Below are 24,534 nucleotides of genomic sequence, written 5' to 3'. Positions count from 1 at the left end.
CAACGGTGCGGTTTTTGGGAAGAGCGGAGAGGGGCATTTTCACTGGTGAAAATGGCGCGGTCTCGCCTATCTTGGAGATAACGCTGCGAGACGGTAGGAGGGGCGACAATGGCCGAGCTAGAGCCGGAGGAACGTCGTGAACCGTGGGAAAGATGGTGGATGCTCGCTGTCTTTTGTGTTGTGGTGGCGTTGCTTGCTGCGATCGCAATCTTGACCGCATTCTCGTCTCGCCCGAAGAGCGAAGCGAACGTTCCCTCGCGCCCTCAGAATATCAACATCGCCAGCAGCTGCCCATCGTGCGAAGTTGCGTCTCGCGCGGTCTTCGATGCGGCCGACGAGGCGCTTGCTGCACTTCCCAAGGCCCCAATGGCGTTTAACACGCCCCCGCCGATGAACATCGACGACAGGGCTGCCAAGGTCGAATTGCGCGTCGGCCCACGGCAAACCCCTGCTGAACTCGTGAAATCCATTACCGCACCGGGCACCGTGCAGGTCCACGAAGTACTGATCTCGAATCGAATGAAGGCTACGCTATCTTCCGACTCGGATGGCGTGTCTATCACACCGCTGTCGCCGAATTTGCAAGCCGTCAGTGGAGAGGCGCCGACCACGTGGGCATGGTCAGTGAAGCCTCGCAAAGAGGGGCAATATCCGGTTCACGTTGCGCTGGAGGCGGAGGTGAAAGTAGACGGCGAGCGCACCCCACGTCAGATCGGAGTGTTTGACGCGACTATAGCGGTCAACATCACCGGTCCGCAACGTGTCGAGCATTTCATCAAAGAGAATTGGCAGTGGCTGTGGACGACCTTGCTTGTCCCGGTCGCCGGATGGTGGTGGAAGCGCGGAGAAAAGAAGGCGGAGGACAAAAAGACGGACGACGGGCCGAAGATCATTTTGCCGAAGTAGTAGCGCGAAGGTGCACGGACTCGGCAAGCGTAAGAAGTGATGCTCCCGAGCGTCGCGCGAGCGCTCGGAGCCGACGGAGAAGGGAGGCCTTACTTCTTCCGCGCGCGGTCAGCAATGAAGTTCAGCACGAACGGGAGCAGCATCGAGACAACGGAGGGGTCAACCCAGAGATGGATTTCCATATTTTTCCTTGGTGAAGTCAGCCGCCTGTCTTGCGCGGCGTGAATCCATCTTCCCCCACGTTTTTCGCATGACGCGTTTCGATTTTCCTAGCGCCGTAGCGCCCCGAAAGCGTCTTCCTTGGCGGCGCCATACACAGGTTTTTGCGACGGCGCGGGTCCGTTTTCCAATGCGTTACGCGTGTTACGGCGTGTAGGTGATCGGAAGGACGTATTGCAGCGCCGACAGTCCCGAGAACTCGTCCGTCATCGGTTTAGGATCACATCGCAAGGCATGCGCGGCGACCTTCTGCGATGCCACGTTGTCTGCCCCGATGACGGCTTCAACGCAAAACTTGTGGACGCCGTTATGACCAAAGCCATAGCGAAGCTCCGCAATCGCGGCAGTCACCACGTCTTTCGCACGTCCTTGGCCGCGGAACGCCTGCGGAACGGCGTATCCGAGCTGGAAGCACGGCAGATCGTCGATAGGTTCGACCACGACGAGCATTGCCAGAGCTGTGACCGTCTTGCCCTGCAGTCGGACGTACGTGAACCTGCCTACACCGTCTGGCTTATCGAAGTGGACGTAAAGCTGCGAGTCGAGCGCCCCGGCCTGTACGCCAATCCGGCCATGTTTCAGTTCTTCTTGGAACGACTTCAACGAGTCGCTCGGATCAGTCATGCTAGCCATAGGATTCGGGTGGGATGAAGGTGCCCGTTCGTCGCCTTCGCGGCTTGTCAAGGGTTCCGTTGTTGAGCGTCTACCTGCTCTGGCCGTAATTTGTCGATAAAGAACAAGGGGTTACGGTCGAACATGTGATGCTCCACCGATAGAAAAATAAGATTTTGTTTGCGTTCGCTATTCCGTCCGCTTACTCTTCAACCTGTGGTTTCGGCCTTGACTCGCTGGCTAGAGGTTAAGACGAAAAAACCCGGCTTTCGCCGGGTCCCCACGTGAGTTAGCGTAAAAATAGTGATACGACCGCGTCGAATAAGTGGTGTGCCAGCACCCCAAATTCGTCACTCTCAATCACCGCGACTGCTACTTTCACTAGCAGTGTTGCTGCGAATTCGCCCATATGGTTCGCTCCCATTAAAGGCGGTCCAAGGCTGGTTGATACCAACCCCGCAAGGCTCTGCGAAAGCCCTGCGGGGTTGTTTCTTTTTGCGTGGACGAAGAGAGAATACCAAGCGCTGGCACGGTCTCAAAAAGTTTTATTTGCTTGGCTGATGCGGCTGCGGGGTTGACTTTTGCTACGGCAAGACGCGGCAAGGCGACCCCCGATACGCTGATGCGTCGCAACGAGGCACAGGTGCGTCGCGCAGGCGAGACACTCTTCGCGTGGCCTGTTTTCACCAGTGAAAATCGGTCCTTCGAGACGCCCGCTCCATCCCGCATGCACGAATTTTCCGCATCGTCGTCATTCACCTCTCAATCGCAAATTGTCGCGCTGCATCCGAAATTCAGTTAGGCAGCGCGATCTGCCACTCAAAAACCACTCTCGTTTGCGGCCTTATTGTCGATAATCCTGTGAGATTGCTTGTTATCCCGTTGCAGCAAAGGGATCTATCATCAAGCCTTTTATCTTTGCAGCGATCGTCTTTCTCACGGGTGTACAACTCGAAGCGCACGCCGGGAGCGACCTGCACGACAACCAGCGAGGAGGGACCATGCAAGAAGAGACGACGTGCCCACTTTGCCGAAGCACTGCGACACGCGATATGTTGAAGTCGCTGAATGGATACTGCTATGCCTGCCACAACTGCGGCGGCAAATTTGAGATCGGCACGGCAGCAAACGGTCGCGCTGAACGAGGCGAACTGCATCATCAAATTCAGGACGAGGTCCGGCCACTGATCGCGCAGGGCAAAATTCCGCGCATTGAATTTGAAGCCAGCAACGGAAGCTTCAGGGTCATACCAGACGTGCGCAACCCATAGGAAATCTCTGTGAAACAATTTTTGGTTTGTTCGTCCGACGAGTCGATCTCTCGTTCTTACGGGTACCTCGTGGAAGCATCGACCGAGGTAGAGGCCCGAAATGCTTATCTTCGGCAGGTCTATTCGAAGGAGAGCGTGTTTCGCGACTCAGTACTCGACCGCGCTATGAATTTGTCGTTCCTGGAGCGCTTCTATCTTGAATCACCGCAGGAAGACTACCGATTCAATGAGACCGGGCTTTCTTCCGTCACAGATGACATGGTGGTCGATCGAATTCGCCGTTTCTTCGCTGCTAAGCCTGAATTCGGACAAGCGTTCTTGGCTTATCTCGATGACGGCGATGCGTCGCGTATAACGGACGAACTATTCGAGTTCATCGCTATTCATGACGACTCTGGCGGCGTCGACGTTCTTGACGTCGCAACGATCCCAAAATTGCACCCGCGTCGATAGCGTCAGGAATACCAAGAGCAAAAAAGGTTGCAGTAACGCGGCCACTTGGGGCGGAGATGGACAAGTCAATCACCCAATTCTTCATTGATTTATGGATGCCGCTGCGCAATCAAATGTGGTCGTGGGGCGCTCAGCAGGACATTGTTGTTGTGTTGTGCACGTGGGTGGACGAGTACGACGTCAAGTCCCGTCGAGTCGCTGTTCTTCGGATGGAGACGCTAATCGGGAGCGTAGAGGTTGCCCATCATTAAAACTAATCCTGATAGACGAATTATATGGATTGAAATGACGTCGGGCCGTTCGTCTGTCCGCTGAAGTCTCTGCGTTTAGCTCAACTCGGTCTCCGGTGGCGGCTGTCGATCGCGTCCTGAATGAACCGTGCCTTTACGGCGCTGCGTTCGTCCAGCACGTACCGGCAGCGACTCACGCGGCTGTATCCAATCGCGCGGCGTGCGCAAGTGGCGCTCGCTCAACGTTGTCATTCTGGAAACGGCAGCGCTTTCTCGCGCACGCGTCGCAAACCGTCCGCTGTAGCGCGACGTATTACAACTGCGTTGCCGTGCAATCCGTCGCATCCACACTCAATGCGGGTGCGTTGCAAACCCAGGCTCAGCGCCGCAGAAGGACCGCCGCGATCGCCGACGATTGATGCGCTGATGATCGGGCAGTCAACGGTATATCTAGCGCCAACTTCGGCAGCTGGCTCCTATGGAAAGGACGAAATGGCTCTGATGAATGGAGCCAAAGGTCCGTATAGTCTTCGGATGCAGCCCTAAAGCGACCTCTTCCTAGGAGTAGAAGTGAACATGTTTTCCAGCGACGTTACTAACGCAACTCTTCAAGCACGCAAGGACGCAGCAACACCGCGAGGCGTCGGCGTCATGTGTGACTTCTATGCGGCCCGAGCGGAAAACGCCGAGCTCTGGGATGTTGAGGGAAGACGATTCATTGATTTCGCTGCCGGCATCGCGGTCTGCAATACGGGGCATCTGCATCCGAAGATTGTTGAGGCGATCCGGGGGCAATTAGACAGGTTCACCCATACGGCCTATCAAATTGTGCCCTATGAGTCGTATGTCTCCCTTGCGGAAAAAATCAGCGAGCGGGCGCCGGGCGTTCACCCGAAGAAAACCGCGTTTTTCACAACGGGGGCGGAAGCTGTAGAGAACGCGATTAAGGTTGCGCGGGCTGCGACAGGCCGGCCAGGCGTGATTGCTTTTTCAGGCGGTTTTCACGGGCGCACACTGATGGGAATGGCGCTTACCGGTAAGGTTGCGCCCTACAAGATTGGCTTCGGACCATTCCCGTCCGATATCTTTCACGCACCGTTTCCGAATGACCTGCATGGCGTAACCGTCGAGGATTCGCTGCGCGCGATCGAGCAGCTATTCAAATGCGATATCGAACCGAAAAGAGTTGCGGCCATCATCTTTGAACCTGTTCAGGGGGAGGGGGGGTTTTACCAAGCGCCGCCGACGTTCGTACGGGCGTTGCGCACTATATGCGACACGCACGGGATCCTGCTCATTGCCGATGAAGTTCAGACGGGTTTCGCGCGTACCGGCAAGCTGTTCGGGATGGAGCATTACGACGTGGCGCCCGACCTTATGACGATTGCCAAAAGCCTTGCTGGCGGGATGCCGCTTTCGGGCTTAGTTGGCCGCGCCGAGATTATGGACGCGGCGGCACCGGGCGGTCTTGGCGGCACGTACGCGGGCAATCCGCTCTCGGTCGCGTCAGCCCACGCTGTCTTAGAGATCATCGAAAGCGAGCGACTCACCGAGCGCGCAGTTGTGTTGGGAGAAAGACTAAAGGCGAGGCTCGAAGACATGCGCAAGACGGTCCCACAAATCGCCGATGTCCGTGGCCCGGGAGGCATGGTTGCAGTCGAATTCCGAAAGCCGGGCAGCGCCGAAGCCGATTCAAACTTCACTAAGCGGGTACAAGCGCTCGCACTTGAGCGGGGGCTTCTACTTCTCGTCTGCGGAGTCTATGGAAACGTCGTTCGCTTCCTGTTCCCGCTAACGATCCAGGATGCTGTCTTTAACGAGGCGATCGCAATCCTCGAAGCCGCGCTAGTTGAAGCCACCAGCGAAAATATCTGACGAGGAGGTCACCGTGAATCTCAAAGACCCGACGCTTCTCCGCAATTTAGCTTTGATCGACGGCGAGTGGCAGGGAGCGGACGACCGCGCAACTTGCGACGTTATCAATCCGGCCACCGGAGAGTTGCTGGGCACGGTTCCGTACATGGGAACGGGAGAAACCCGCCGTGCTATCGATGCCGCGAACGCTGCCTGGCCTGCTTGGCGCAACAAGACTGCAAAGGAACGCGCGAGCATCCTTAATCGTTGGTTCAATCTGATGCTTGAGAACGCCGATGACCTTGCGCTCATACTTACAAGCGAGCAAGGCAAACCGCTCGCAGAAGCAAAAGGCGAAATCGGCTACGCGGCTTCGTTCATCGAATGGTTTGCCGAGGAGGGTAAGCGAGTAGCCGGCGATACGCTCGCCTCGCCTGCTGCAGACAAGCGAATCGTTGTTCTCAAAGAACCAATAGGAGTGTGCGCGGCGATTACGCCTTGGAATTTCCCCGCTGCGATGATTACCCGGAAGGTTGCGCCCGCATTAGCAGCGGGGTGTCCGATCGTGGTGAAACCTGCGCAGGCAACCCCGCTCTCGGCGCTTGCGATGGCAGTGCTTGCTGAGCGCGCAGGAGTACCCCGGGGTGTCATTAGCGTTGTTACGGGAAGTTCCCGCGCGATAGGCGGGGAGATGACCTCAAATCCGATCGTGAGAAAGCTGTCATTCACCGGTTCAACCGAAGTCGGGCGCGTGCTGGCTTCCCAGAGCGCTTCAACTATCAAGAAACTTTCGCTTGAGTTGGGCGGCAATGCGCCCTTCATTGTGTTCGACGATGCGGACCTCGACGCTGCTGTCGAAGGTGCCATCGCCTCGAAATATCGAAACAGTGGCCAGACTTGCGTATGCACGAATCGACTGTACGTCCACGAGCGGGTCTACGACGCGTTTGCGGCGAAGTTCGCAGAAGCAGTTTCTAGCCTGAAGGTCGGGCGCGGCACGGACCCAGGCGTAACACTTGGTCCATTAATTGACGAAGCCGCCGTGCTAAAGGTTCAGTCTCACATCGAAGACGCGCTGTCGAAAGGAGCACGTCTAGTGTCGGGAGGCCGCCGGCACGCGCTTGGCAGGAGCTTTTTCGAGCCAACTGTTTTGACAGACGTCACCTCGCAGATGAAGGTGGCCAAGGAAGAGACGTTCGGACCGCTTGCGCCGCTGTTTCGGTTCTCGACCGATGAAGAAGTGGTGCAATTAGCGAACGATACCGAGTTCGGTTTGGCAGCATATTTTTACAGTCGGGACGTCGGACGCGTTTGGCGCGTGGCCGAGTCTCTCGAGTACGGGATGGTGGGTATCAACACTGGCCTGATCTCGAACGAAGTGGCACCGTTCGGAGGCGTGAAACAGTCGGGGCTTGGCCGCGAAGGCTCACGGTACGGCATTGACGACTATCTTGTAATCAAATATCTCTGCTTGGCTCTATAACCCACACCCTTATGTGGTGACACCGAGCAGCAGGCGCCGCGCCCATCCCAGGTCGCGGCGTTCATCTTTATCGACCCGGCCCTAATACAAACGCCGCTTTCCGACGGCCCTGTCCCCGTTCGCACGCACGCATCAGTGACAATGCCGGCATCCGGGGAACGTCGCGCCAGACGCCTGCATTGGCCTTGCGAAAGAACAATTACCGATGAGGCTTGCAGGACCAAATTTGCCCGTTATATACTAGGCGGTCAGATTTTTTAGACGAAGAGTATAGAGTTGGGTGACTGTCCGCAAGGGCAACTCACCTTGTGTTCGGTCCCAGCGCGGGTAGATGCGAGCGCTTTTTCTGAGAAAGCAACATGGCTGATTTTGACGCAGTGATCATCGGCGGAGGGCACAACGGTCTCGTCTGCTCGGCCTACCTCGCCAAAGCTGGGCTCAGAGTGTGCGTGCTCGAACGTCGAGAAATAGTGGGGGGCGCAGCGGTGACCGAGGAGCTATGGCCCGGATTCCATCTTTCCGTTGCATCCTATTGGATGTCCTTGCTCCAGCCGAAAATAATGTTGGATCTGGACCTAAGGAAGTACGGACTCAAGGTCGTCGAAACTGCGCCAGGATTTCAGCCGTTTGCCGATGGCCGCAGCATCGTCTTCTGGCCTGACACGCAACGTATGTGCGATGAGATCGCGCAATTCTCAAAGGCAGACGCCGAGGCTTATCCCGCCTACGTCAAGCATATGGAGGAGATTGCTCGTTATCTGCGCGAGTTGATCTTCGAAGTGCCGATCGATCCGACGACCGGAAAGGCAAAGGACATCATTCGGGCGCTCAAGTTCGCATGGCGATTCAAGAAAATCGGTCCTAGATTCTATGACTTATGGGATCTATTGACATTGAGCGCTTATGACTTTCTCAAAAGGTGGTTCTCAAGTCCGGAGATTCTTACTGTCTTCGGTTGCTATGCGTCGGGCAGTGGCGGCAATATCGGCCCCAAAAGCCCCGGTTCTGCTTACGTGCTTGCCCGCCCATTCCTGCGAGACCCCACCACCGCAGCGGGCCCGGGAGGACTTGTGCAAGGTGGCATGGGGAGTGTTTCGAAAGCCATCCGCAGTGCTGCCGAGGATCTCGGTGTTTCAATCCGGGTCAATGCCGAAGTAGAAAAGGTCATCGTTAGAGATGGGACGGCAACGGGCGTCCGATTGAAGAACGGCGAAACGATCAATGCCCGCGCAGTGGTGAGCAACGCCGCATCGAAGGTGCTGTTTCTAAAGCTCTTGGATGACCGCGACGTTCCCGCTGAGGTCCTGGGTGCTGTGAAGCGGATTCGGACTGACTCGTCATGCTTCAAGATCAACCTTGCGACCAAAGCTCTGCCATCGTGGACTGCACTCAAAAGCCGGGGTATTTCGACCAATCCAGGCGCGATCACTATTGCGGAGAATCTCGAAGAGCTTCAAAGGGCGTTTGAAAGCGCTGGGCACGGTGAGATGGCCGAACGACCGTACATGTGGATTCTTACTCCCAGCGTATTCGATCCGTCGGCCGCGCCTTCCGGATATCACACGGTAAGTATCTTGGGCGGGCATGTTCCGTTTACTCTTCGTGACGGTACTTGGGACGATGCGGCACATGACCGTCTCTTCGAGATAGTAATGGCTCAAATCGAGCGGTATGCCCCAGGATTTAAGGCTAACGTGCTGCATCGACAAGTGCTGGCGCCGCCCGATATCGAGAGAATCTTCGCTTTACCCGGGGGACATGTTCACCATGGTGAGCTTAGTTTGGACCAAACCTTTTTTCGCAGGCCTATCGCGCACTACGCTGACTATCGGACACCGATCAAAGCCCTCTACCAATGCGGTGCGTCGACGCATCCTGGCGGTGGCGTCACGGGTGTACCCGGACACAATGCAGCAACGATCATTGCCGCCGACCTGAAGTGAGCGAAGCCGTCAAGCAGCATGAAAAAGTTGCCCGAGGAGGCGATATGAAAATTCTGGTGCCAGTCAAGCGCGTGGTCGACTACAACGTGAAGGTCCGCGTGAAATCGGACAACACGGGTGTCGATATCGCCAATGTGAAGATGTCGATGAACCCGTTCGATGAGATCGCCGTGGAAGAGGCGGTTCGTCTGAAAGAAGCAGGCGGGGCGACGGAAGTGATCGCCGTGTCGTGCGGCGTGACGCAGTGTCAGGAAACGCTGCGCACGGCGCTGGCCATCGGTGCGGATCGCGCCATTCTGGTCGAGTCCACGGAAGAGCTGCAGCCGCTCGCGGTCGCCAAAATCCTGAAGGCTCTGGTCGATCAGGAAAAACCTGAACTCGTTATTCTGGGCAAGCAGGCTATCGACGACGATTCGAATCAGACCGGCCAGATGCTCGCCGCACTGGCGGGCCTGCCGCAAGCGACGTTCGCATCGAAGGTGACGATCACCGACGGCAAGGCCACAGTGTCGCGCGAAGTCGATGGCGGCGCGGAAACGCTGTCGCTGAAGCTGCCGGCGGTGGTCACCACCGACCTGCGCCTGAACGAGCCGCGCTATGTGACGCTGCCGAACATCATGAAGGCGAAGAAGAAGCCGCTCACATCGGTGAAACCCGCTGATCTGGGCGTGGATGTCGCGCCGCGTCTAAAGACGCTGAAGGTCGTCGAGCCGCCGAAGCGCAGCGCGGGCGTCATGGTACCCGACGTCAATACGCTGGTTCAGAAGCTGAAGAATGAAGCGAAGGTGATTTGATGACGACTCTCGTAATTGCGGAACATGACAACGCGTCGATCAAGTCGGCGACATTGAACACGGTCGCGGCAGCGGTGAAGATTGGCGGCGACGTGCACGTGCTCGTCGCGGGTTCGAACGCGCAGGGCGCGGCGGATGCAGCGGCGAAGATCGAGGGCGTGTCGAAGGTGCTGCTCGCGGATGCGGCTCAACTGGCCGACGGTCTCGCCGAGAACGTCGACGGCACCGTGCTGAACATCGCGAAGGATTACTCGCATATCGTCGCGCCCGCTACCGCGTACGGCAAGAACATCGCGCCGCGCATCGCGGCGCATCTCGATGTCGCACAGATCAGCGACATTACCGCCGTCGTCAGCGCCGATACGTTCGAGCGCCCAATCTACGCGGGCAACGCAATCGCCATCGTGCAATCGAGCGATCCGATCAAGGTCGTTACCGTGCGCGGCACCGGCTTCGACCCCGTCGCGGCGGAAGGCGGAAGCGCGTCCATCGAGAAGATCGAGGCCGCGGCCGATGCAGGCGTCTCGCAGTTCGTGAGCCGCGAAATCACGAAGCTCGATCGGCCGGAGCTGACCAGCGCGCAGACCATCGTGTCGGGCGGCCGGGGTCTCGGCAGCGGCGAGAACTACACGCAAGTGCTCGAGCCCCTCGCGGACAAGCTCGGCGCGGCGCTGGGTGCGTCGCGCGCAGCGGTCGATGCGGGCTACGTGCCTAACGATTATCAGGTCGGTCAAACGGGCAAGATCGTCGCGCCGCAGTTGTATGTGGCGGTCGGCATCTCGGGTGCAATCCAGCACCTGGCGGGCATGAAGGATTCGAAGGTCATCGTCGCCATCAACAAAGATCCAGAAGCGCCGATATTCGGCGTGGCCGATTACGGGATAGTCGGCGATCTTTTCACGACGGTTCCCGAACTGGTCGCAGCGCTATAAGCTCGAAGCAGCGTATCTGATTATTCACAAGAAGCATGTAGGAATATTCATGAAATCGAGGTCGCTAAAAGCTGTAGTAAGGAGTCTTATCGGATCTCGGTATACAACGGATTTTGCGGTTACGCGAGTGCCTAAGCGCTCATCGAGGTGGCGCGCCGTCGTTTTGCAAACTGATCGGGATGACGACCAAATACGAGTGAGCTTGTTTCGTCACGATAGCGGCGACTGGCGCCTCTACCCTCCTAAAGCTAGAAGGCTGCGCTTTGATGTCGACGCGATCAAGAATGGTCTGTCCGCACCTACTTGATGCCGAGGCTGACGTTACTTGACGGCAACACCGCGGTGCATCGCCGAGCCGCTACTCTGGAGTTTCAATGACCGACGAGCGTACCGCGCAGACTGATCCGCGGGAATCTATGGAGTATGACGTTCTTGTGGTCGGCGGTGGACCCGCTGGCTTATCAGCTGCCATCAGATTGAAGCAGCTAGCTTCGGATGTAGGTGCTGAGATCAGCGTATGCGTTCTCGAGAAGGGCTCCGAGATCGGGGCGCACGTTCTCTCCGGTGCGGTCATGGACCCGCGCGGTCTGTCCGAACTGATTCCTGACTGGAAAGAAAAAGGCGCCCCGGTCGACGTCGAAGTGACGGAGGATCGCTTCCTGTTCCTGTCGCCGAGCCGCGCCAGGCAGGTGCCGAACTGGCTGCTTCCCGACAACTTCAAGAATCACGGCAATTACGTCGTCAGTCTCGGCAACGTCACGCGCTGGCTCGGCCAACAAGCGGAGGCGCTCGGCGTCGAAATCTTCCCTGGTTTCCCAGCAGCCGAAGTGCTCTATGGCGAAGACGGCGCGGTAAAAGGCGTTATTACCGGCAATATGGGCGTCGGCAAGGACGGACAGCCGACCGAGAATTTCCAGCTCGGCATGGAACTGCACGCGAAGTACACGCTGTTCTGCGAGGGCGCGCGCGGGCATCTCGGCCGTCAGCTGATGGACAAGTTCAAGCTGAATCAGAATGCCGATCCGCAGGTGTACGGCATCGGCATCAAGGAGTTGTGGGAGATTGATCCGGTAAAGCACAAGCCGGGTCTGGTGATCCACACCGCCGGCTGGCCGCTCGATCCCGATACCTACGGCGGCTCGTTCCTCTATCACATGGACAACAACCAAGTGATGGTCGGCTTCGTGGTCGGACTGGGTTATTCGAATCCGTATCTGTCGCCGTTCGAGGAGTTTCAGCGCTACAAGACGCATCCGTCGATCCGCGCGTTTCTCGACGGCGGCAAGCGCATTTCCTACGGCGCGCGCGCCATTACCGCAGGCGGCCTGATGTCGCTGCCGAAGCTCACCTTCCCCGGCGGCGCACTTGCAGGCGATGACGCGGGCTTCCTGAATGCATCGCGTATCAAGGGCAGTCATGCGGCGATCAAGTCCGGCAAGATGGCTGCCGAAGCCGCTTTCGATGCCGTGCAAGCCGGACGTCAAAACGACGAGCTCACGGCCTACCCGGAAGCGTTCGATACGTCGTGGCTCAAGACGGAACTGTATCGCGCGCGCAATTTCAAGCAGTGGATGAGCAAGGGCCTGTATCTCGGCACCTTCATGGTCGGCCTGGAGCAGAAGGTGATGGGCGGCAACGTGCCGTGGACGCTGCATCATCAGCACTGGGATCACGAGACGCTGAAACCGGCATCGCAGAGCAAGCCGATCGTCTATCCGAAGCCCGATGGCAAGCTCACGTTCGATCGTCTGTCGTCGGTGTTCATCTCGAACACGAATCACGAGGAGAATCAGCCCACGCATCTGACGCTCAAGGATGCGAGCATCCCGGTGAACGTGAATCTGCGCACCTATGCGGGCCCTGAGGCCCGCTTCTGCCCGGCAGCCGTCTACGAATTCGTGAAGAACGATGACGGCAGCGATCGCCTGCAGATCAACGCGCAGAACTGCGTGCACTGCAAGACGTGCGACATCAAGGACCCGACTCAGAACATCGTGTGGGTCACACCGGAAGGCGGCGGCGGCCCAAATTACCCAAACATGTAAAGGGGGCGCATTTGGCGCAACGGATCTCTGAAGAGGAATAAGAATGAAAACGTGGTGGGGTATGCGTTCGAGAGGTTCGTTAGGATTGCTTGCACTTTGCTGCTTCATGCCGGGGCAGGTGATCGCACAAGGCTCTGTCACACTGTACGGTCTAATCGAAGACGGAGTCGATTATATAAATAATTCAGCCGGCGAGCACCTGGTTGCGATGCGTGACGGGACTTACACTGGTGTTTATGGAAGCAGATGGGGTGTTGTCGGAAGGGAGGATCTAGGCGGAGACTGGGCCGCAGTGTTTCGGCTAGAAAACGGTTTTAATGTGCATAACGGAACTCTCGCCCAAGGAGGGAGAGAATTTGGGCGCCAAGCGTATATCGGCGTAGATTCCCGGTCTAAAGGGATATTTACTTTCGGTCGCCAATACGATTCCATGGTGGACTTTCTCCAGTTTGCAACGACTGGCTCAGTATTGGGATCGTACACGTCGCATGCCTCAGATATTGACAATCTGAGCAACTCGTACAGAATCGAAAACTCGCTCAAATACACAAGCCCAGTGATCGGGGGATTCCGCGTTGGAGGCTTGCTTTCGCTGTCGGGAAATCAAGTCCCGAACGGCCCGCGTCAGGTCAGTGTTCTTAGTGTTGGAGCGGACTACAATACAGCCAATTTGAGGATTGGGGCCGCGTACTTCCACGCTGACAAGCCCGCTCAGCTATTTACCGACGGCGCGCACTATTTGGCGAACACCTCGGGCTCAGCAATCGGCGCATCGGGGCCTTGGAGTTACATCGGTAATCCAGACCACGTGGACATGCTAGGTTTCGGGGCGACTTATGCCGTTGGACCGATCACCTTCGCGGGTGTCTACACGAAGGCACGTTTCGCGGACGCCAATGGCACGTCATCAGCAGTGACATTCGACGACGCCGACGTGTCTATCAGGTACGCCCTCACACCGTCCACGCGTCTTGTGGGCGGATACCTTTTTACGGTAGGACGCATTGGCTATTCTGGAGAAGAGGTGCGCTATCACCGTCTGGCCGCAGGGGTCGATCAGCTGTTGAGTAAAAGAACCGAAATTTACGGCGTGGTTGCCGTGCAGCAAGCTAGCGGCGACGCGAAGGGTGCAGATTTGTATCAAGGAGCCGGTGGGCAAATGTCTACTACGGACCGACAAGTCGCAGTGCGGATCGCCGTGGTTCACCGGTTCTGACTAATACGCTCACACGTTCAAGCAAACATGGAAGCAAAAAGGAATGTATAAATTCGCGTCGTACAAACGAGTAATCTTGGGAGTCGCGGCCATGGTTCCCATCCTCTCTGTACAAACATCTGTGCAAGCCCAGAGTTGCAAACCGGCTCATGACGTCAAGACCATCACACCGGGGATACTGACCGTTACGACGGGAACGCTGCCGCCTTTCGACTTTATTGACGGATCCGGAAGGTACACCGGAGTTGACGCTGATATTGTCCAGGCGGTCGCGGCAAAAGAATGCCTTCGTGTGAAGGCGGTTGAGGTCGATCCGGCCGGCATGATCCAATACGTTATTGCCGGAAAAGCAGACATGAGCGTATATGGGTGGTACCGCAGCGCTTCACGCACGAAGGTCTTACACGTCGGTGCACCCTTGTTTCTCGAGCGGTTGGCGATCTATTCCAAGGACGGATTTAACACGATCTCAAGTCTGCAGGGCAAACGAGTTGGGACAATACAGGGCTACCTTTGGGTCCCAGATCTCAAAACTGTATTCGGCGAAGATCTCGTCCTCTACCCAAATCAAGTCGCATTGGCGCAGGATTTGGCAGCAGGGCGTATCGAAGCCGGTATCGATAGCTATACCAAAGGGATCTATGCCCAACGTGCGATGGGCGGGTACCCCGGGCTGAAGATACGGGTGGCAGACCCTGATCAGCGAATAAAGGCATCTACCGAGCCGGCGCAAACCGCTTTCTTGCTGTCTAAAAAAAATGAACAGCTGGCGGACGCACTTGACGCAGATCTTATGGCGTTACGGTCATCCGGCGAATTTGAAAGAGTTCTTGCGCGCTACAAACTCGACCCGACCGCCGCCCAGGTGGGAGAGCCTCGCTTGGTGGGAAATCCGTAAGTCGCGCTGATGCCCGGGATAACGCTCCATGCAGCTTGAGGAACGATGCGACTACGTTGTGTCCCAGTCCTCAATGCTGCGGGTGCATCGCGTTAAGCGCGTTAAGCAGACGATCTGGCATGGACTATATCCGCTCCAGAGAATTTGGCGACATCATATCGTTCGAGGCTTCAATCTATTTCTATCCAGCCAGATGTCTATCGCTCATTGGATGCATGCATAAAACGCGCGATGGGTCGTTCGACGGGGGATTTTCTACGACCTTGTTTGACGCCAGTCGCAACCGCGGCAAGCAATAACAACGCCCCAATTTCCAAACCGTCACCTGTAAGCCGAATCGGCCAATTCATCGCGAAGTGTGACGTTCGAGTCATCAGGTGCAGTCCGACGTCCGCAAAGATCGATACAACCGTGCCGCCTACGAAGCAAATCAGCCCCTGGCGCCCTACCATCACCACAGGGAAGAGTCTATCCGCGAGTAGTCGAATCCATCCTAGTCGCACGGTTTGCGCGCAAAGCCATGCGATCGACAAAAAGCTCACGACGCGCACACCAGCTAGATTTTGCTTCATGTATCCGGGAGAAGGGTGGACATCTATGCACAGCTTGACGAACGCGATGATAAGCGCAACGCCAATGGCAATTTTCGTCAGATGTCTGCCCTTAATCGACGTCTGGATATCTTGGGAAACAGGGTGTAGGCGGCACAGTGTGCCGAAGGTGAACATCAATTGCCACGCGAATGGATTGAACGGCCAACCTTCCCTTGTCACGCTGGGCAACTCAGTGCCGACCCACGGGGCCACGAGCCAAACTGCGACACTGATGAAAAGTGCAAGTGAGGGCAACCGTCGAGCGAATGGTACCGTGAACGGCACGCAGGACGCGAACAGCACGTACATTGGAAGCACAGCCGACAGGAACGGTTGCTGACGAAAAAGAGCGACGTCGAGCAACGTGCGCAACGGATGCGCCGCAAACATCGGCCAAATCGGACCGATGGCGGCGAGTGGGGTTCGAACAAATGTGAGCGCAGCACTGCATGCAAGCATCAGTGCTGCCGTGATGAGATAGGCGCGGTAGATGTCCCAGGCGCGCTTCAGAAAGCGTCGACGCGCAGCAACTTCACCTCGGCGTGTCGCGACACCGACGTATGCGGCGGCCGATGCATAGCCACCCAGAAAGACGAAAACCTCAGCAGCGTCGCAATACGCGTACGTGTGCAGCATCACGTGCTGAAGTAAGCCGCTCATGTTGTGATCGAGGGCGATGACGATAAGAACCACACCTCGCAGAAAATCAACCTCGACAGAACGTGCCGTGGGCGAACTCATGTTTTCATCTCTTGGAGGAAATAGTCGTTCAATCGCGCTTCAATTTCGACCGCGGCTACAGCAAAAAAAGCCAAACGGGCAACGAATGGCATACTCTGAATGCCGGGACACCGACTCCTAAAAGTCAGGGTCGTATGGACCAGCGCCTCGAAAGCATCGGCTGCGTTACTCTTGCAATGCCTCGAAATCCATCTTTGATCTGCTCGACGAATAAGACGATGCCACCGCCGGAAACTGGTCAGTCAGGTATGCGGTGATTGCCAAAGCTGCGACGGCGATAAGGAGACGTTTCATAGAAGCTCCCACGCTTACTATCGCGGCGTCTATGGACGTTGGCATCCGAAGCCGCTTTTCGGAAATACAGTAGCGATGGATGTTCGCTTGGCTTCGATCGAGTCACGAACAGCTTGCCTCAGTTGCAAGATCATCGTCGTGCCGCGACACGGCCAGAAATGCTGCTCCGGCCGTCCTCTGCTCAAAAGGTTTCGAACGTCAGAAATGGTGAACCATTGCAACTCGGTAGACCATTTGGTTTCCGGAGGATGAAAGGTCCGCTGACCCAACGATATGCGCCTGATCAAGACCCGTACCGGTATTACCGTTGACGTGTTGGTACGCACCCTGTACATATACCGAAGTACGCTTGCTCAGCGCGTAGTTCAACATTGCAGAAACCTGATGCCAGTTCGAGCTAAAGGAGCTAGCCGTATCGTGCAAGCTGCCGTGGGTGAAAGTGTATGCAGCGGCGAGGGATAACGCTGGCGTAATGAAATATTGCCCATTGAGCTCGATGTTGTCGAACTTCCAGGATGTCCACGTTTGGGTTCCGATGTCTGGAACATAAGAAACAGCGGTAGGGCCGTAGACGTCTACATGCGAGTAGGCAAGTGCAATGTTTGAGCTGTCGCTGAAAGTCCACCGAATTCCTGCATCGATATTTTGCTGATGACCCGCAGTGAAGACCCCATCCCCGCCCACCGCACCCGTAGTGGTAAGGTTGGCACCGTTCTGACGCAGATACGCCACGACCGCCGAGAAGGGGCCCGCGGTGTAGGTGCCTGCGGCACTGTATGCCCGGTTTTCACCGAAATTCGTCGAATTGCTGAAACCATAGACGCCTTCAACCTGGAATCCGGCGAAAACGGGGCTCACGTACTTAACTGAATTTTGAAACCGGTAGTCGTAGTCTGCGTTGTCCATGTCGAACGGATGCGAAGCAAAGTCTCCGATCGTATTGCCGGCACCGGTGTATGGGCTCCAGAAATCTATGGTCGCATCGTACTGCCGTCCGAGGGAGACTGTTCCGAGGTTCTGGGAGTTCATGCCGACGAATGCCTGCCGCCCGAACATTCGTCCACCTTCATTGAGGAAGCCGGTGTTCACATTTACTCCGCTTTCAAGCGTGAAGATCGCGCTCAGGCCGCCGCCCAAATCTTCGTTTCCCTTCAACCCGAAGATCGTCTCCGCTGTATCTCCGCTCACCATTTGGAAAGCATGATGTCCCGCTGCGTTCGATGTGAAGTTCAAGCCATCGTCCAAAGCGCCATAGAGAGTTACGCTGCTTTGAGCTTTTGCTGTGACGCTCACGCACAACGCTAAGGATGCAGCGGAAAGAAGGAGCTTTCTCATTAAATCAAGTCCTTTGAATTATGGATTCAACTTAGTTATCCGAAGTCAATCAGTGGCGCCCATAGTCACCGCGTTTAAAGTGCGATGCGCCACAGCTTGCCGGGCCAAGGATGCGCTGACTTATCGTCGACTGCAGTGGCAATCAACGATTGACCGTCCGGAGTGAAGGTAAGGTTTGTAACGCCCTGAGTCGGAATCTTGAATGCCTTGACGAACTCGCCCGATGGCGTTACAGCAGCAATGCGGCCGCTTGAGAACTGGGCGATATAGAGATTTCCATCCGGACCCCATTTGATCCCATCGGGGTAACCGTCGAGCCCCGCCTCTTTGTCAACTTCAGGCACTCGCAGGTGAAGTCGTCGGTCGGTGAGCGTGCCGTCCGTCTCGATTTGGAATGAGATGATGCGGAAAGCCTCTGATTCGGCCACTAAAAGCCGCTTACCGTCATGATCCAACGTGATGCCATTCGCGTAATGAATGTTTCCGGCGACTTGGCGGCACAAACCATCAGGCGAAAGGTGGAAAACCTTACCTACAATAGGTTCGGATTCCCAAGGACCAGAAGCAGTGAAATATACGCCACCGAACCCGTCCCCCGTAAGATCGTTGGGGCCGATCATCGTTTCGCCGTTCACGTCGGCCGTGAACTCAGCGAGTTGCTCTCCCTCGAGAGAGATATGTACCACCGAGTTGCTGTTATATCCTGCGATGAGCAGACCGCCGCGGTACGGTGTTACAGCATTCGGACCGAGACCTGGACGATGAAACACTGTCGACTTCTCTGAACCATCAATCACGGAGATGCGGTCTTCGCCATACTCGACGTAGAAAAGTTTGTTATCAACGAAGACCGGGCCTTCGGGAAACATCGCCGCTGGGTCGATGACATGTGCCTCTACTTCGCGTCCAGATACGGTAACTTGGTCGGTCATTCCGGTCTCCACTGTTTGATAGTCTGGGTGTCCATAGACAAAGGCGTTAAACCCGGTCAAGGCCGACGCTTCTCCTGATGCGACGTTCATTCGAAGGTCTTTCCCCTAGAGCTCGCGCTTAGTCCATGCATGTCGCCAATATGCATCGACAATGGCTCAGAAAAAATCCAGTTTCGGCAATCCGAGGCGGTACCGTCCTTCAGCTAGGCCCAAGCTACGCTGGTCCAATGGAACGTGACCTTCCATCAGTACGGAATGTGCAAATAAGACTCCGGACCGAGGGAGCAGAGAGTCGCTCGCGCAACTGCGACTTTCACGGCGCGACGATGACAAGCACCGGCTTCGATCTTGTCGCGGAAGGTGTACGGCGGTCGGGCGAAGGACTGAGGCAAAGCGACTCAAAAGTAAGCAACTCGCGAGGGCCGCTCGCAACGGAACGTTCGCGCTAGGCATCGGGAACGAGGCTACCTAGTTGCTTTTCACTGGCCGGCAATCAGGCGGGAGCCGAAGGTGAGTGAGCGCGCGGGGCCGCTTGCTGGCCATGTTCAAGGGCAGCAGTTCATCAATGCGGTTGATGGGATGGTCCGCGGTATGAGTCAGGACGTATCCGAGGTACGCGCGGGTCGATCCCATTGAGCTTTCAAGTTCCGATCAGACCGTACATCGCGGCGGCCCGCCCCCCGCTGTCGGCGAACAAGAGATTCTTCAGCCCAAACTCACCCAACGCAGTCCGTATCGGCCAAGCGGTGCTGATCTCGGCGCGGCCCTTCTTCGTCATACCGCACGAGGGCAGCCACTGCTGGGAGAGTAAGGGATAACCCTTGGGACAACTCGGATTTCTCGGACGGTGTTGCGAGCTTGTCCGTCGTCCACGCCTTGATGGCCGCCGACAGTGGCACGCTTTTTCTCCTGTTTCACTCGCAGTCGCGCACCAGCCGGTTTGCCAAGGATGTGAGCCTCGTGCCCGATATTGATCAAGAGCTCATGCTTGCTCCCGGCCCCCCTGTGCTGGGCGTTGACCAAAGCATGTCGTCCAATTGCCGGGCGGCAACCATCGGCGTCCTGCTCGGATTCGAATGCGCCCTTCAGGGGCCTTGCGGTCGGTGGAAGGGCAGAAGTTGGTCGATGCTACTGAGCGGGTGGCGTGCCTGGAGGAACCGGCTGGGCTTGCGCAAGACTAACGCTTCCTAACGGAAACCGGAAAGTTTAATAGTCGCGCATTCGCGGCCCCAGTGACTGACTGCTCTCATCTTCCCATTTGCTCAGCCGAGTGATTGACCCTCGTGACCCTCAGCAAGCAGCCTTGTAAACACACGATGTACCGATGTGCGTGGCAGGAAGAGACGACTTGGGGACGCGCCTTTTGAGGACTTAGCTCAGGTTTGTCTTCAATGACTTTCTATGAGCCTTGGCTGAAGGGAGCTCGCCGAAGAAATCCATGTAGTACTTTGAGAAGCGCCCGACGTGATTGAAGCCTGCATCGAGCGCTATTCCCTGTATCAGACCATTGCGATTCTCGGCGAGGGCTCTTCTGGCGATATTAAGCCGTACGGTCCTCATGTACTGAAGAGGCGAAAGTCCGATGAGTTCTTCAAAGCTGTACTGCAGCGTCCTTCTGCTGATTTTGAGCTGCTTACACAGATCCAATACGCCAAAGTCATGATCAGACCAGTGCTGTGCAAACAACTCGCAGCTTTTTTGCACGATAAATGCGCGTGTTGTCGCTGAAGGAAGGCTTTGTTGCCGGTCGTCGCCGCTTAGCAACTCGCCAACGCATGCGAGTATTTTGCTCGTACTCTTCGAAAGTTGTTCACCATTCTCGACTTCCTGTCCTAAGAGCTCGAAGTGCTCGTCAATCAACCGGTGGAAGTCTTGAGCTACGCTGATGGGCGGGCGCACGGCGTGTTCGAAGCGTCCTCTGCTCGTCGCGAACCCGGCGTCTGGAAACGCGCTCGCGAACAAGTCCCGCTCCAGCATGAGGAAATCACTGCGCACTGCACTTTTGGTAATGGCCTGAACCGTGGTCCCCGATGCAACGTATGCGATGTTCGGTCCAATCGGAGTACCGTTAACCACCACTGCGTCGTCTGACGTCAACAAGACAAGCAGTACCTTATCGATAGGTATCTTTCCGACCTGCTCGATCGAAGGGGTCTTGATGCTCTCGACCTGCACCGTGACCCCAGCGTCCGTCTCGTGTCGCTTTAGAAAGGCGTCGAATGAAAGTCGGGGGGTCAGTTGGTTGAGCCGATTGTCAGTCCAGTCTTCATAGGCAGCGGCGTGGTCCTCGGGGCGCTGTGACCGCGAGACCGTGTACTTTCCTGGTGCGTTTTGGATGGGCGGCGCCATGTTGTCTGCTATTTCTCTTTGCTGTCTACAAACCGCGGCCGAGCTTATTGAACCGAAGAAGTGTTGCCGCACCCGGCGACAATAGAACCTCAGGTCAAAAATCGAGAGAAGTAGGGCAATCCCTTAGCGCGGCCGAGTCGCCGGCTTCACGAGCAGCCGAGGCGTAGGCGCTTATCTGCGCATAGAAACAAGAGGACTTTTTTTGACTTACCGACGGATTCGTGCATACTGACTACTGGGTCGAATTTTTTAGTCGATGGGTATTCGTACACGGCTGGACACGGCGACGCGCGTCAATACCGGTCCAGAACGAGCCGTTGCGCTCGGTAGCCACAGACAAACGTCCGTGATCGACATCCACGAATCTTACAGATCTTTCATTGGTTGGCGGAATCAAAAAATGGGCACTCGTGATTTTTCGGACGAAGAGAATGCAGTCGTAGAGGCGGTTCGCCGCTTTGTTTCGAGGGAAGTTCGGCCGCAAGTGGCAAAATTAGAGCGGGAACAGCAGTTCCCTGCTGAGCTTCTCGACGGCATCAAAAACTTGGGGCTCTTTGGCTTGGCCGTCCCGGAGGAGTATGGCGGTCTGCAGCTCAGGTTGCCGGTCTTCGCCTCCGTGATGGAGGTTCTCGCGTCTGGGTGGACAACCTTGGCTGCGTACATCAACAGCCATGCGACAGTCGCGTACATCATTGCAACGAATGGAACTTCGGAGCAAAAGGCGCAGTTCCTGGAGCGAATGGCGACCGGCGAGGAGCGGGGCGCTCTCTGCCTGACGGAGCCCGGCGCTGGATCCGATCTCCAATCGGTATCGACAGTCGCCGCTAACGACGGCGACTTCTATCGACTTCGCGGTGACAAGATCTTCGTCACGAACGGCGAGAAAGCGACTGTTCTTTTGACGCTTGCCCGCACGGGCACAAACGAGACAACTGGCAAACCGCAACTAAGTCTTCTAGCCGTGCGTAAGGCCACCGACGGGGTATCCGTGGGGAGCACCTTCCACAAGATGGGCTTCGGATTAGTTGACACGGTTGAAATTCGCTTCGAGGACGCTAAGGTGCCAAAAGCTGCGCTGGTGGGCGGGGCGGAGGGCCTAGGCTTGAGGCACTTGCTCGATGGACTTGAGATCGGGCGCCTCGCGATCGCAGCGAGCGCAGTCGGTTTGGGAGCGGCCGCGCTAGAGGAGGCAACTCGCTATGCGAGTGAGCGCAAGGCATTCGGCGTTACGATTGATCGGCACCAAGCGGTGCAGTTGCGCTTGGCGGAGATGGCCACGAAGTTGGTGGCTGCAAGGCTGCTCACCCAAGAGGCCGCGAATCGCAAGCAGGCGGGCGAGCGGGCCGACATGCTATCAGCAATGGCGAAACTCTTCGCGAGCGAAGCCTGTGTTGAGATCGCTCAAGACTCGCTTCGGATTCATGGCGGCTATGGATACATCTCCGAATTCACTATCGAGCGGCTATATCGTGAGGCGCCTTTGTATCTTGTCGGTGAAGGCACGAACGACATTAACAAACTAGTCATTGCTCGGCGGATTATGGAGGGCAATGACTCCGAAACCCTTGGGTTGCCAGGCTGACAGCGACGACATTGATGCAATACGCAGCCGAAGAAGGCATTTTGCCGTTCCCGCCGGTGCGGTCCGCCCTGAGAGATCAACTGAAATGACCAAGATAGATATCGAGCAGCTAGCGTTTCGCAGTGGCAACAGGACTGCATTGCGCGGCGAGAATGGAGCGCTGACGTTCACGCAACTAGCGGAGGCCGTTGACTTAACGGTAGGGCGGCTGCACCGCCTCGGTCTCGCAGACGGCCAGGCAATCGCGGCGCTCTGCGAAAACCGAATTGAGCAGATGCTGCTTTACTATGCAATTGCGAAGGTTGGGGGAACTTTCGTTCCAGTTAACGCGAGCCTTAGCGTTTCGGAGGTCGCGTATATCTTGGAGCATTCTGACGCTTCGCTTCTTCTCTATGACGACCGGATGGCTCACGTCGCAATGAAGGCGCTTGCTGAGAATGGAAGGACGCCAGGCATGACACTGGACGAGTTCGTCGCCACGCCCGGGGCCACCGTTTCACGTGACGCGCCCGACGCGACAGTGAACGAAACATTTCTCCTCGTCTACACGTCAGGATCTACGGGGCGGCCGAAGGGCGTCGCTTTGAGCCAACTCGCTGAATTCAACGGCAACGCTTCCCTAATCGAGATGTGGGGAATGACGGAAAGAGACGTGAATGTTGTAGCACTGCCGTTGGGCTTCCTGTACGGTCTTTCCACAGCAACTGCTGCGACCTTACAGTCCGGGGGTGAAGCGGTAATTCTTCGCCGATTCCACCCCGCAGAGGTACTGAGCGCGCTCATCGCACACAAAGCGACGATTTTCCAAGGCGTGCCGACAATGTTCGCCATGATGCTTGAGTACGCCGAGCAAAACGGCCTCGAGATCGATCTATCGTTTATGCGGCTACTGATCTCTGCCGGCGCGCCGCTCTCTCATGATTTACGTCGCCGGTTTGCGGAGCGATTCAAAAAGCAGATCGACGACTACTATGCCTTGACCGAGACCCGGCCGATCTTCGGCAAGTTCGCGTCCGATTCATCGCAGGTCCCTGCCGGAGCGATCGGGAAGCTCGCTCCCGGAGTTGAGATTCAGATCCTTGATACAGAAGGGCTTCCGGTTCAGGACGGCGTTGAGGGCGAGTTCTTTGTGCGAGGCCCGGGGACAACGATCGGATACCATAAATCTTCGTGCTTGACGAAAGACTTATTCGTTAACGGTCTCATCCGGACCGGAGACCTTGGCTACCGGGACAGCGCCGGATTCTATTACCTCACAGGTAGAAGTAAGGATCTCATCATTCGAGGCGGTGCCAATATTGCTCCAGCAGAAGTCGAACAGGTGCTTGCTTCCCATGAGGCTGTCCAAGGAATCGGCGTAATAGGCATCCCCGACGAGAAGTTTGGACAGCTCGTAGCTGCTTTCGTTGTGTATCGGAACGGCCGGCACGCTTCGGAAGACGAATTGAAGGCGTTCTGTAGCGAGAAGCTCGCAGAGTTCAAGGTACCGTCGTTCTTCGTCAGCTTGGATCAATTACCGCTTGGCAGCACAGGTAAGGTCGATAAGCGGAAGTTGCTCGAAATTTGGAATAAATCGGTGTAAGCCCGGAGGGCCCGTCATTCAAAGAATCTCGGGCCCGGCGGCTCACTCTGCCCGTTTGTCACCAAGCGAGATCCCGGTCAATCTGGCCAGCGTCAGCAATGTCCATCCTGTCGACTCGTGTATGCCGCGTGTTCGATGAGCCTAACTAAAACCTCAGTTGCCGCTACCGTCGCCTGACCGTGGCGCTACTTTGCGTGGCTCCGACAGAGCAGGGCATAGGGAAAACGGCATATCGCGCCTTGCCAAAAACGGATATTTGACAACGTTTCG

At 56.6% G+C, this 24,534-nt stretch carries 18 protein-coding genes; 13 read left to right on the top strand and 5 right to left on the bottom strand.

All coding sequences use genetic code 11. From position 1 onward, the window contains the following. Positions 1-108: 108 nt before the first annotated feature. The gene (locus AC1Z32_RS41655) at positions 109-906 is read left to right on the top strand and encodes a hypothetical protein (RefSeq protein WP_483484708.1); all 798 of its coding nucleotides are present in this window, start codon (positions 109-111) and stop codon (positions 904-906) included. A 363-nt stretch (positions 907-1,269) separates the two neighbouring features. Here AC1Z32_RS41655 and AC1Z32_RS41650 read toward each other — a convergent pair whose 3' ends face one another. Next, positions 1,270-1,749: a GNAT family N-acetyltransferase gene (locus AC1Z32_RS41650; RefSeq protein WP_483484707.1), complete on the bottom strand. Its 480-nt coding sequence runs from the start codon at positions 1,747-1,749 to the stop codon at positions 1,270-1,272. Positions 1,750-2,738: 989 nt separating this feature from the next. On the opposite strand from AC1Z32_RS41650, the gene AC1Z32_RS41645 reads away from it, so the two are divergent. The 10 genes from AC1Z32_RS41645 to AC1Z32_RS41600 all read left to right on the top strand — a co-directional run bounded on the left by AC1Z32_RS41645 (position 2,739) and on the right by AC1Z32_RS41600 (position 14,856). Continuing rightward, complete coding sequence (locus AC1Z32_RS41645) at positions 2,739-3,008, top strand: hypothetical protein (protein ID WP_483484706.1); 270 nt, start codon at positions 2,739-2,741, stop codon at positions 3,006-3,008. A 69-nt stretch (positions 3,009-3,077) separates the two neighbouring features. After that, positions 3,078-3,461 carry a hypothetical protein gene (locus tag AC1Z32_RS41640; protein WP_483484705.1) on the top strand — a complete coding sequence of 128 codons (384 nt, stop codon included), beginning with the start codon at positions 3,078-3,080 and terminating at the stop codon, positions 3,459-3,461. An 806-nt stretch (positions 3,462-4,267) separates the two neighbouring features. Continuing rightward, positions 4,268-5,566 carry a 4-aminobutyrate--2-oxoglutarate transaminase gene (gene gabT, locus AC1Z32_RS41635; protein WP_483484704.1) on the top strand — a complete coding sequence of 433 codons (1,299 nt, stop codon included), beginning with the start codon at positions 4,268-4,270 and terminating at the stop codon, positions 5,564-5,566. 13 nt (positions 5,567-5,579) lie between these two features. Beyond that, on the top strand, positions 5,580-7,028 hold the full coding sequence (locus tag AC1Z32_RS41630) for an NAD-dependent succinate-semialdehyde dehydrogenase (protein WP_483484703.1): 1,449 nt from the start codon (positions 5,580-5,582) through the stop codon (positions 7,026-7,028). Positions 7,029-7,387: 359 nt separating this feature from the next. Continuing rightward, entirely contained in the window at positions 7,388-8,971 is a 1,584-nt protein-coding gene (locus tag AC1Z32_RS41625) for a phytoene desaturase family protein (protein ID WP_483484702.1), read from the top strand. A 44-nt stretch (positions 8,972-9,015) separates the two neighbouring features. Beyond that, entirely contained in the window at positions 9,016-9,765 is a 750-nt protein-coding gene (locus tag AC1Z32_RS41620; RefSeq protein WP_483484701.1) for an electron transfer flavoprotein subunit beta/FixA family protein, read from the top strand. Next, positions 9,765-10,697, top strand: a complete 933-nt coding sequence (locus AC1Z32_RS41615) for an electron transfer flavoprotein subunit alpha/FixB family protein (protein ID WP_483484700.1) — start codon at positions 9,765-9,767, stop codon at positions 10,695-10,697. The genes AC1Z32_RS41620 and AC1Z32_RS41615 overlap by 1 nt, the downstream gene beginning before the upstream one ends. A gap of 374 nt (positions 10,698-11,071) precedes the next feature. After that, positions 11,072-12,742 carry an electron transfer flavoprotein-ubiquinone oxidoreductase gene (locus AC1Z32_RS41610; protein ID WP_483484699.1) on the top strand — a complete coding sequence of 557 codons (1,671 nt, stop codon included), beginning with the start codon at positions 11,072-11,074 and terminating at the stop codon, positions 12,740-12,742. A gap of 43 nt (positions 12,743-12,785) precedes the next feature. Then, positions 12,786-13,958: a porin gene (locus AC1Z32_RS41605; RefSeq protein WP_483484698.1), complete on the top strand. Its 1,173-nt coding sequence runs from the start codon at positions 12,786-12,788 to the stop codon at positions 13,956-13,958. 91 nt (positions 13,959-14,049) lie between these two features. Next, the gene (locus AC1Z32_RS41600) at positions 14,050-14,856 is read left to right on the top strand and encodes a substrate-binding periplasmic protein (RefSeq protein ID WP_483484697.1); all 807 of its coding nucleotides are present in this window, start codon (positions 14,050-14,052) and stop codon (positions 14,854-14,856) included. Positions 14,857-15,053: 197 nt separating this feature from the next. Here AC1Z32_RS41600 and AC1Z32_RS41595 read toward each other — a convergent pair whose 3' ends face one another. The 4 genes from AC1Z32_RS41595 to AC1Z32_RS41580 form a co-directional block, all read right to left on the bottom strand. Beyond that, a complete protein-coding gene (locus AC1Z32_RS41595) occupies positions 15,054-16,190 on the bottom strand; it encodes an OpgC domain-containing protein (protein ID WP_483484696.1) in 1,137 nt (378 codons plus the stop codon). Positions 16,191-16,682: 492 nt separating this feature from the next. Then, positions 16,683-17,819, bottom strand: a complete 1,137-nt coding sequence (locus AC1Z32_RS41590; RefSeq protein ID WP_483484695.1) for a porin — start codon at positions 17,817-17,819, stop codon at positions 16,683-16,685. 74 nt (positions 17,820-17,893) lie between these two features. Beyond that, complete coding sequence (locus tag AC1Z32_RS41585; protein WP_483484694.1) at positions 17,894-18,841, bottom strand: SMP-30/gluconolactonase/LRE family protein; 948 nt, start codon at positions 18,839-18,841, stop codon at positions 17,894-17,896. Between the two features lie 1,281 nt (positions 18,842-20,122). Continuing rightward, positions 20,123-21,100, bottom strand: coding sequence for an AraC family transcriptional regulator (locus AC1Z32_RS41580; RefSeq protein WP_483484693.1), 978 nt, complete (start codon positions 21,098-21,100; stop codon positions 20,123-20,125). A gap of 400 nt (positions 21,101-21,500) precedes the next feature. Here AC1Z32_RS41580 and AC1Z32_RS41575 point away from each other — a divergent pair, with 400 nt between their 5' ends. Continuing rightward, the gene (locus AC1Z32_RS41575) at positions 21,501-22,682 is read left to right on the top strand and encodes an acyl-CoA dehydrogenase family protein (protein ID WP_483484691.1); all 1,182 of its coding nucleotides are present in this window, start codon (positions 21,501-21,503) and stop codon (positions 22,680-22,682) included. Continuing rightward, complete coding sequence (locus AC1Z32_RS41570; protein ID WP_483484690.1) at positions 22,651-24,264, top strand: class I adenylate-forming enzyme family protein; 1,614 nt, start codon at positions 22,651-22,653, stop codon at positions 24,262-24,264. The genes AC1Z32_RS41575 and AC1Z32_RS41570 overlap by 32 nt, the downstream gene beginning before the upstream one ends. The last annotated feature ends 270 nt before the right edge of the window (positions 24,265-24,534 follow it).

This window comes from Caballeronia sp. 11_S32, from assembly GCF_056930355.1.
The sequence above is the reverse complement of the archived record's forward strand: the minus strand, read 5'-3'. Positions and strand labels throughout refer to the sequence as shown.

Bases quoted from the DNA above. Each gene is read 5' to 3' on its own strand.
- AC1Z32_RS41655 (WP_483484708.1), top strand. From the start codon at position 109: ATGGCCGAGCTAGAGCCGGAGGAACGTCGTGAACCGTGGGAAAGATGG.
- AC1Z32_RS41650 (WP_483484707.1), bottom strand. From the start codon at position 1,749: ATGACTGATCCGAGCGACTCGTTGAAGTCGTTCCAAGAAGAACTGAAA.
- AC1Z32_RS41645 (WP_483484706.1), top strand. From the start codon at position 2,739: ATGCAAGAAGAGACGACGTGCCCACTTTGCCGAAGCACTGCGACACGC.
- gabT (WP_483484704.1), top strand. From the start codon at position 4,268: ATGTTTTCCAGCGACGTTACTAACGCAACTCTTCAAGCACGCAAGGAC.
- AC1Z32_RS41625 (WP_483484702.1), top strand. From the start codon at position 7,388: ATGGCTGATTTTGACGCAGTGATCATCGGCGGAGGGCACAACGGTCTC.
- AC1Z32_RS41620 (WP_483484701.1), top strand. From the start codon at position 9,016: ATGAAAATTCTGGTGCCAGTCAAGCGCGTGGTCGACTACAACGTGAAG.
- AC1Z32_RS41615 (WP_483484700.1), top strand. From the start codon at position 9,765: ATGACGACTCTCGTAATTGCGGAACATGACAACGCGTCGATCAAGTCG.
- AC1Z32_RS41610 (WP_483484699.1), top strand. From the start codon at position 11,072: ATGACCGACGAGCGTACCGCGCAGACTGATCCGCGGGAATCTATGGAG.
- AC1Z32_RS41605 (WP_483484698.1), top strand. From the start codon at position 12,786: ATGAAAACGTGGTGGGGTATGCGTTCGAGAGGTTCGTTAGGATTGCTT.
- AC1Z32_RS41600 (WP_483484697.1), top strand. From the start codon at position 14,050: ATGGTTCCCATCCTCTCTGTACAAACATCTGTGCAAGCCCAGAGTTGC.
- AC1Z32_RS41595 (WP_483484696.1), bottom strand. From the start codon at position 16,190: ATGAGTTCGCCCACGGCACGTTCTGTCGAGGTTGATTTTCTGCGAGGT.
- AC1Z32_RS41590 (WP_483484695.1), bottom strand. From the start codon at position 17,819: ATGAGAAAGCTCCTTCTTTCCGCTGCATCCTTAGCGTTGTGCGTGAGC.
- AC1Z32_RS41585 (WP_483484694.1), bottom strand. From the start codon at position 18,841: ATGAACGTCGCATCAGGAGAAGCGTCGGCCTTGACCGGGTTTAACGCC.
- AC1Z32_RS41580 (WP_483484693.1), bottom strand. From the start codon at position 21,100: ATGGCGCCGCCCATCCAAAACGCACCAGGAAAGTACACGGTCTCGCGG.
- AC1Z32_RS41575 (WP_483484691.1), top strand. From the start codon at position 21,501: ATGGGCACTCGTGATTTTTCGGACGAAGAGAATGCAGTCGTAGAGGCG.
- AC1Z32_RS41570 (WP_483484690.1), top strand. From the start codon at position 22,651: ATGACTCCGAAACCCTTGGGTTGCCAGGCTGACAGCGACGACATTGAT.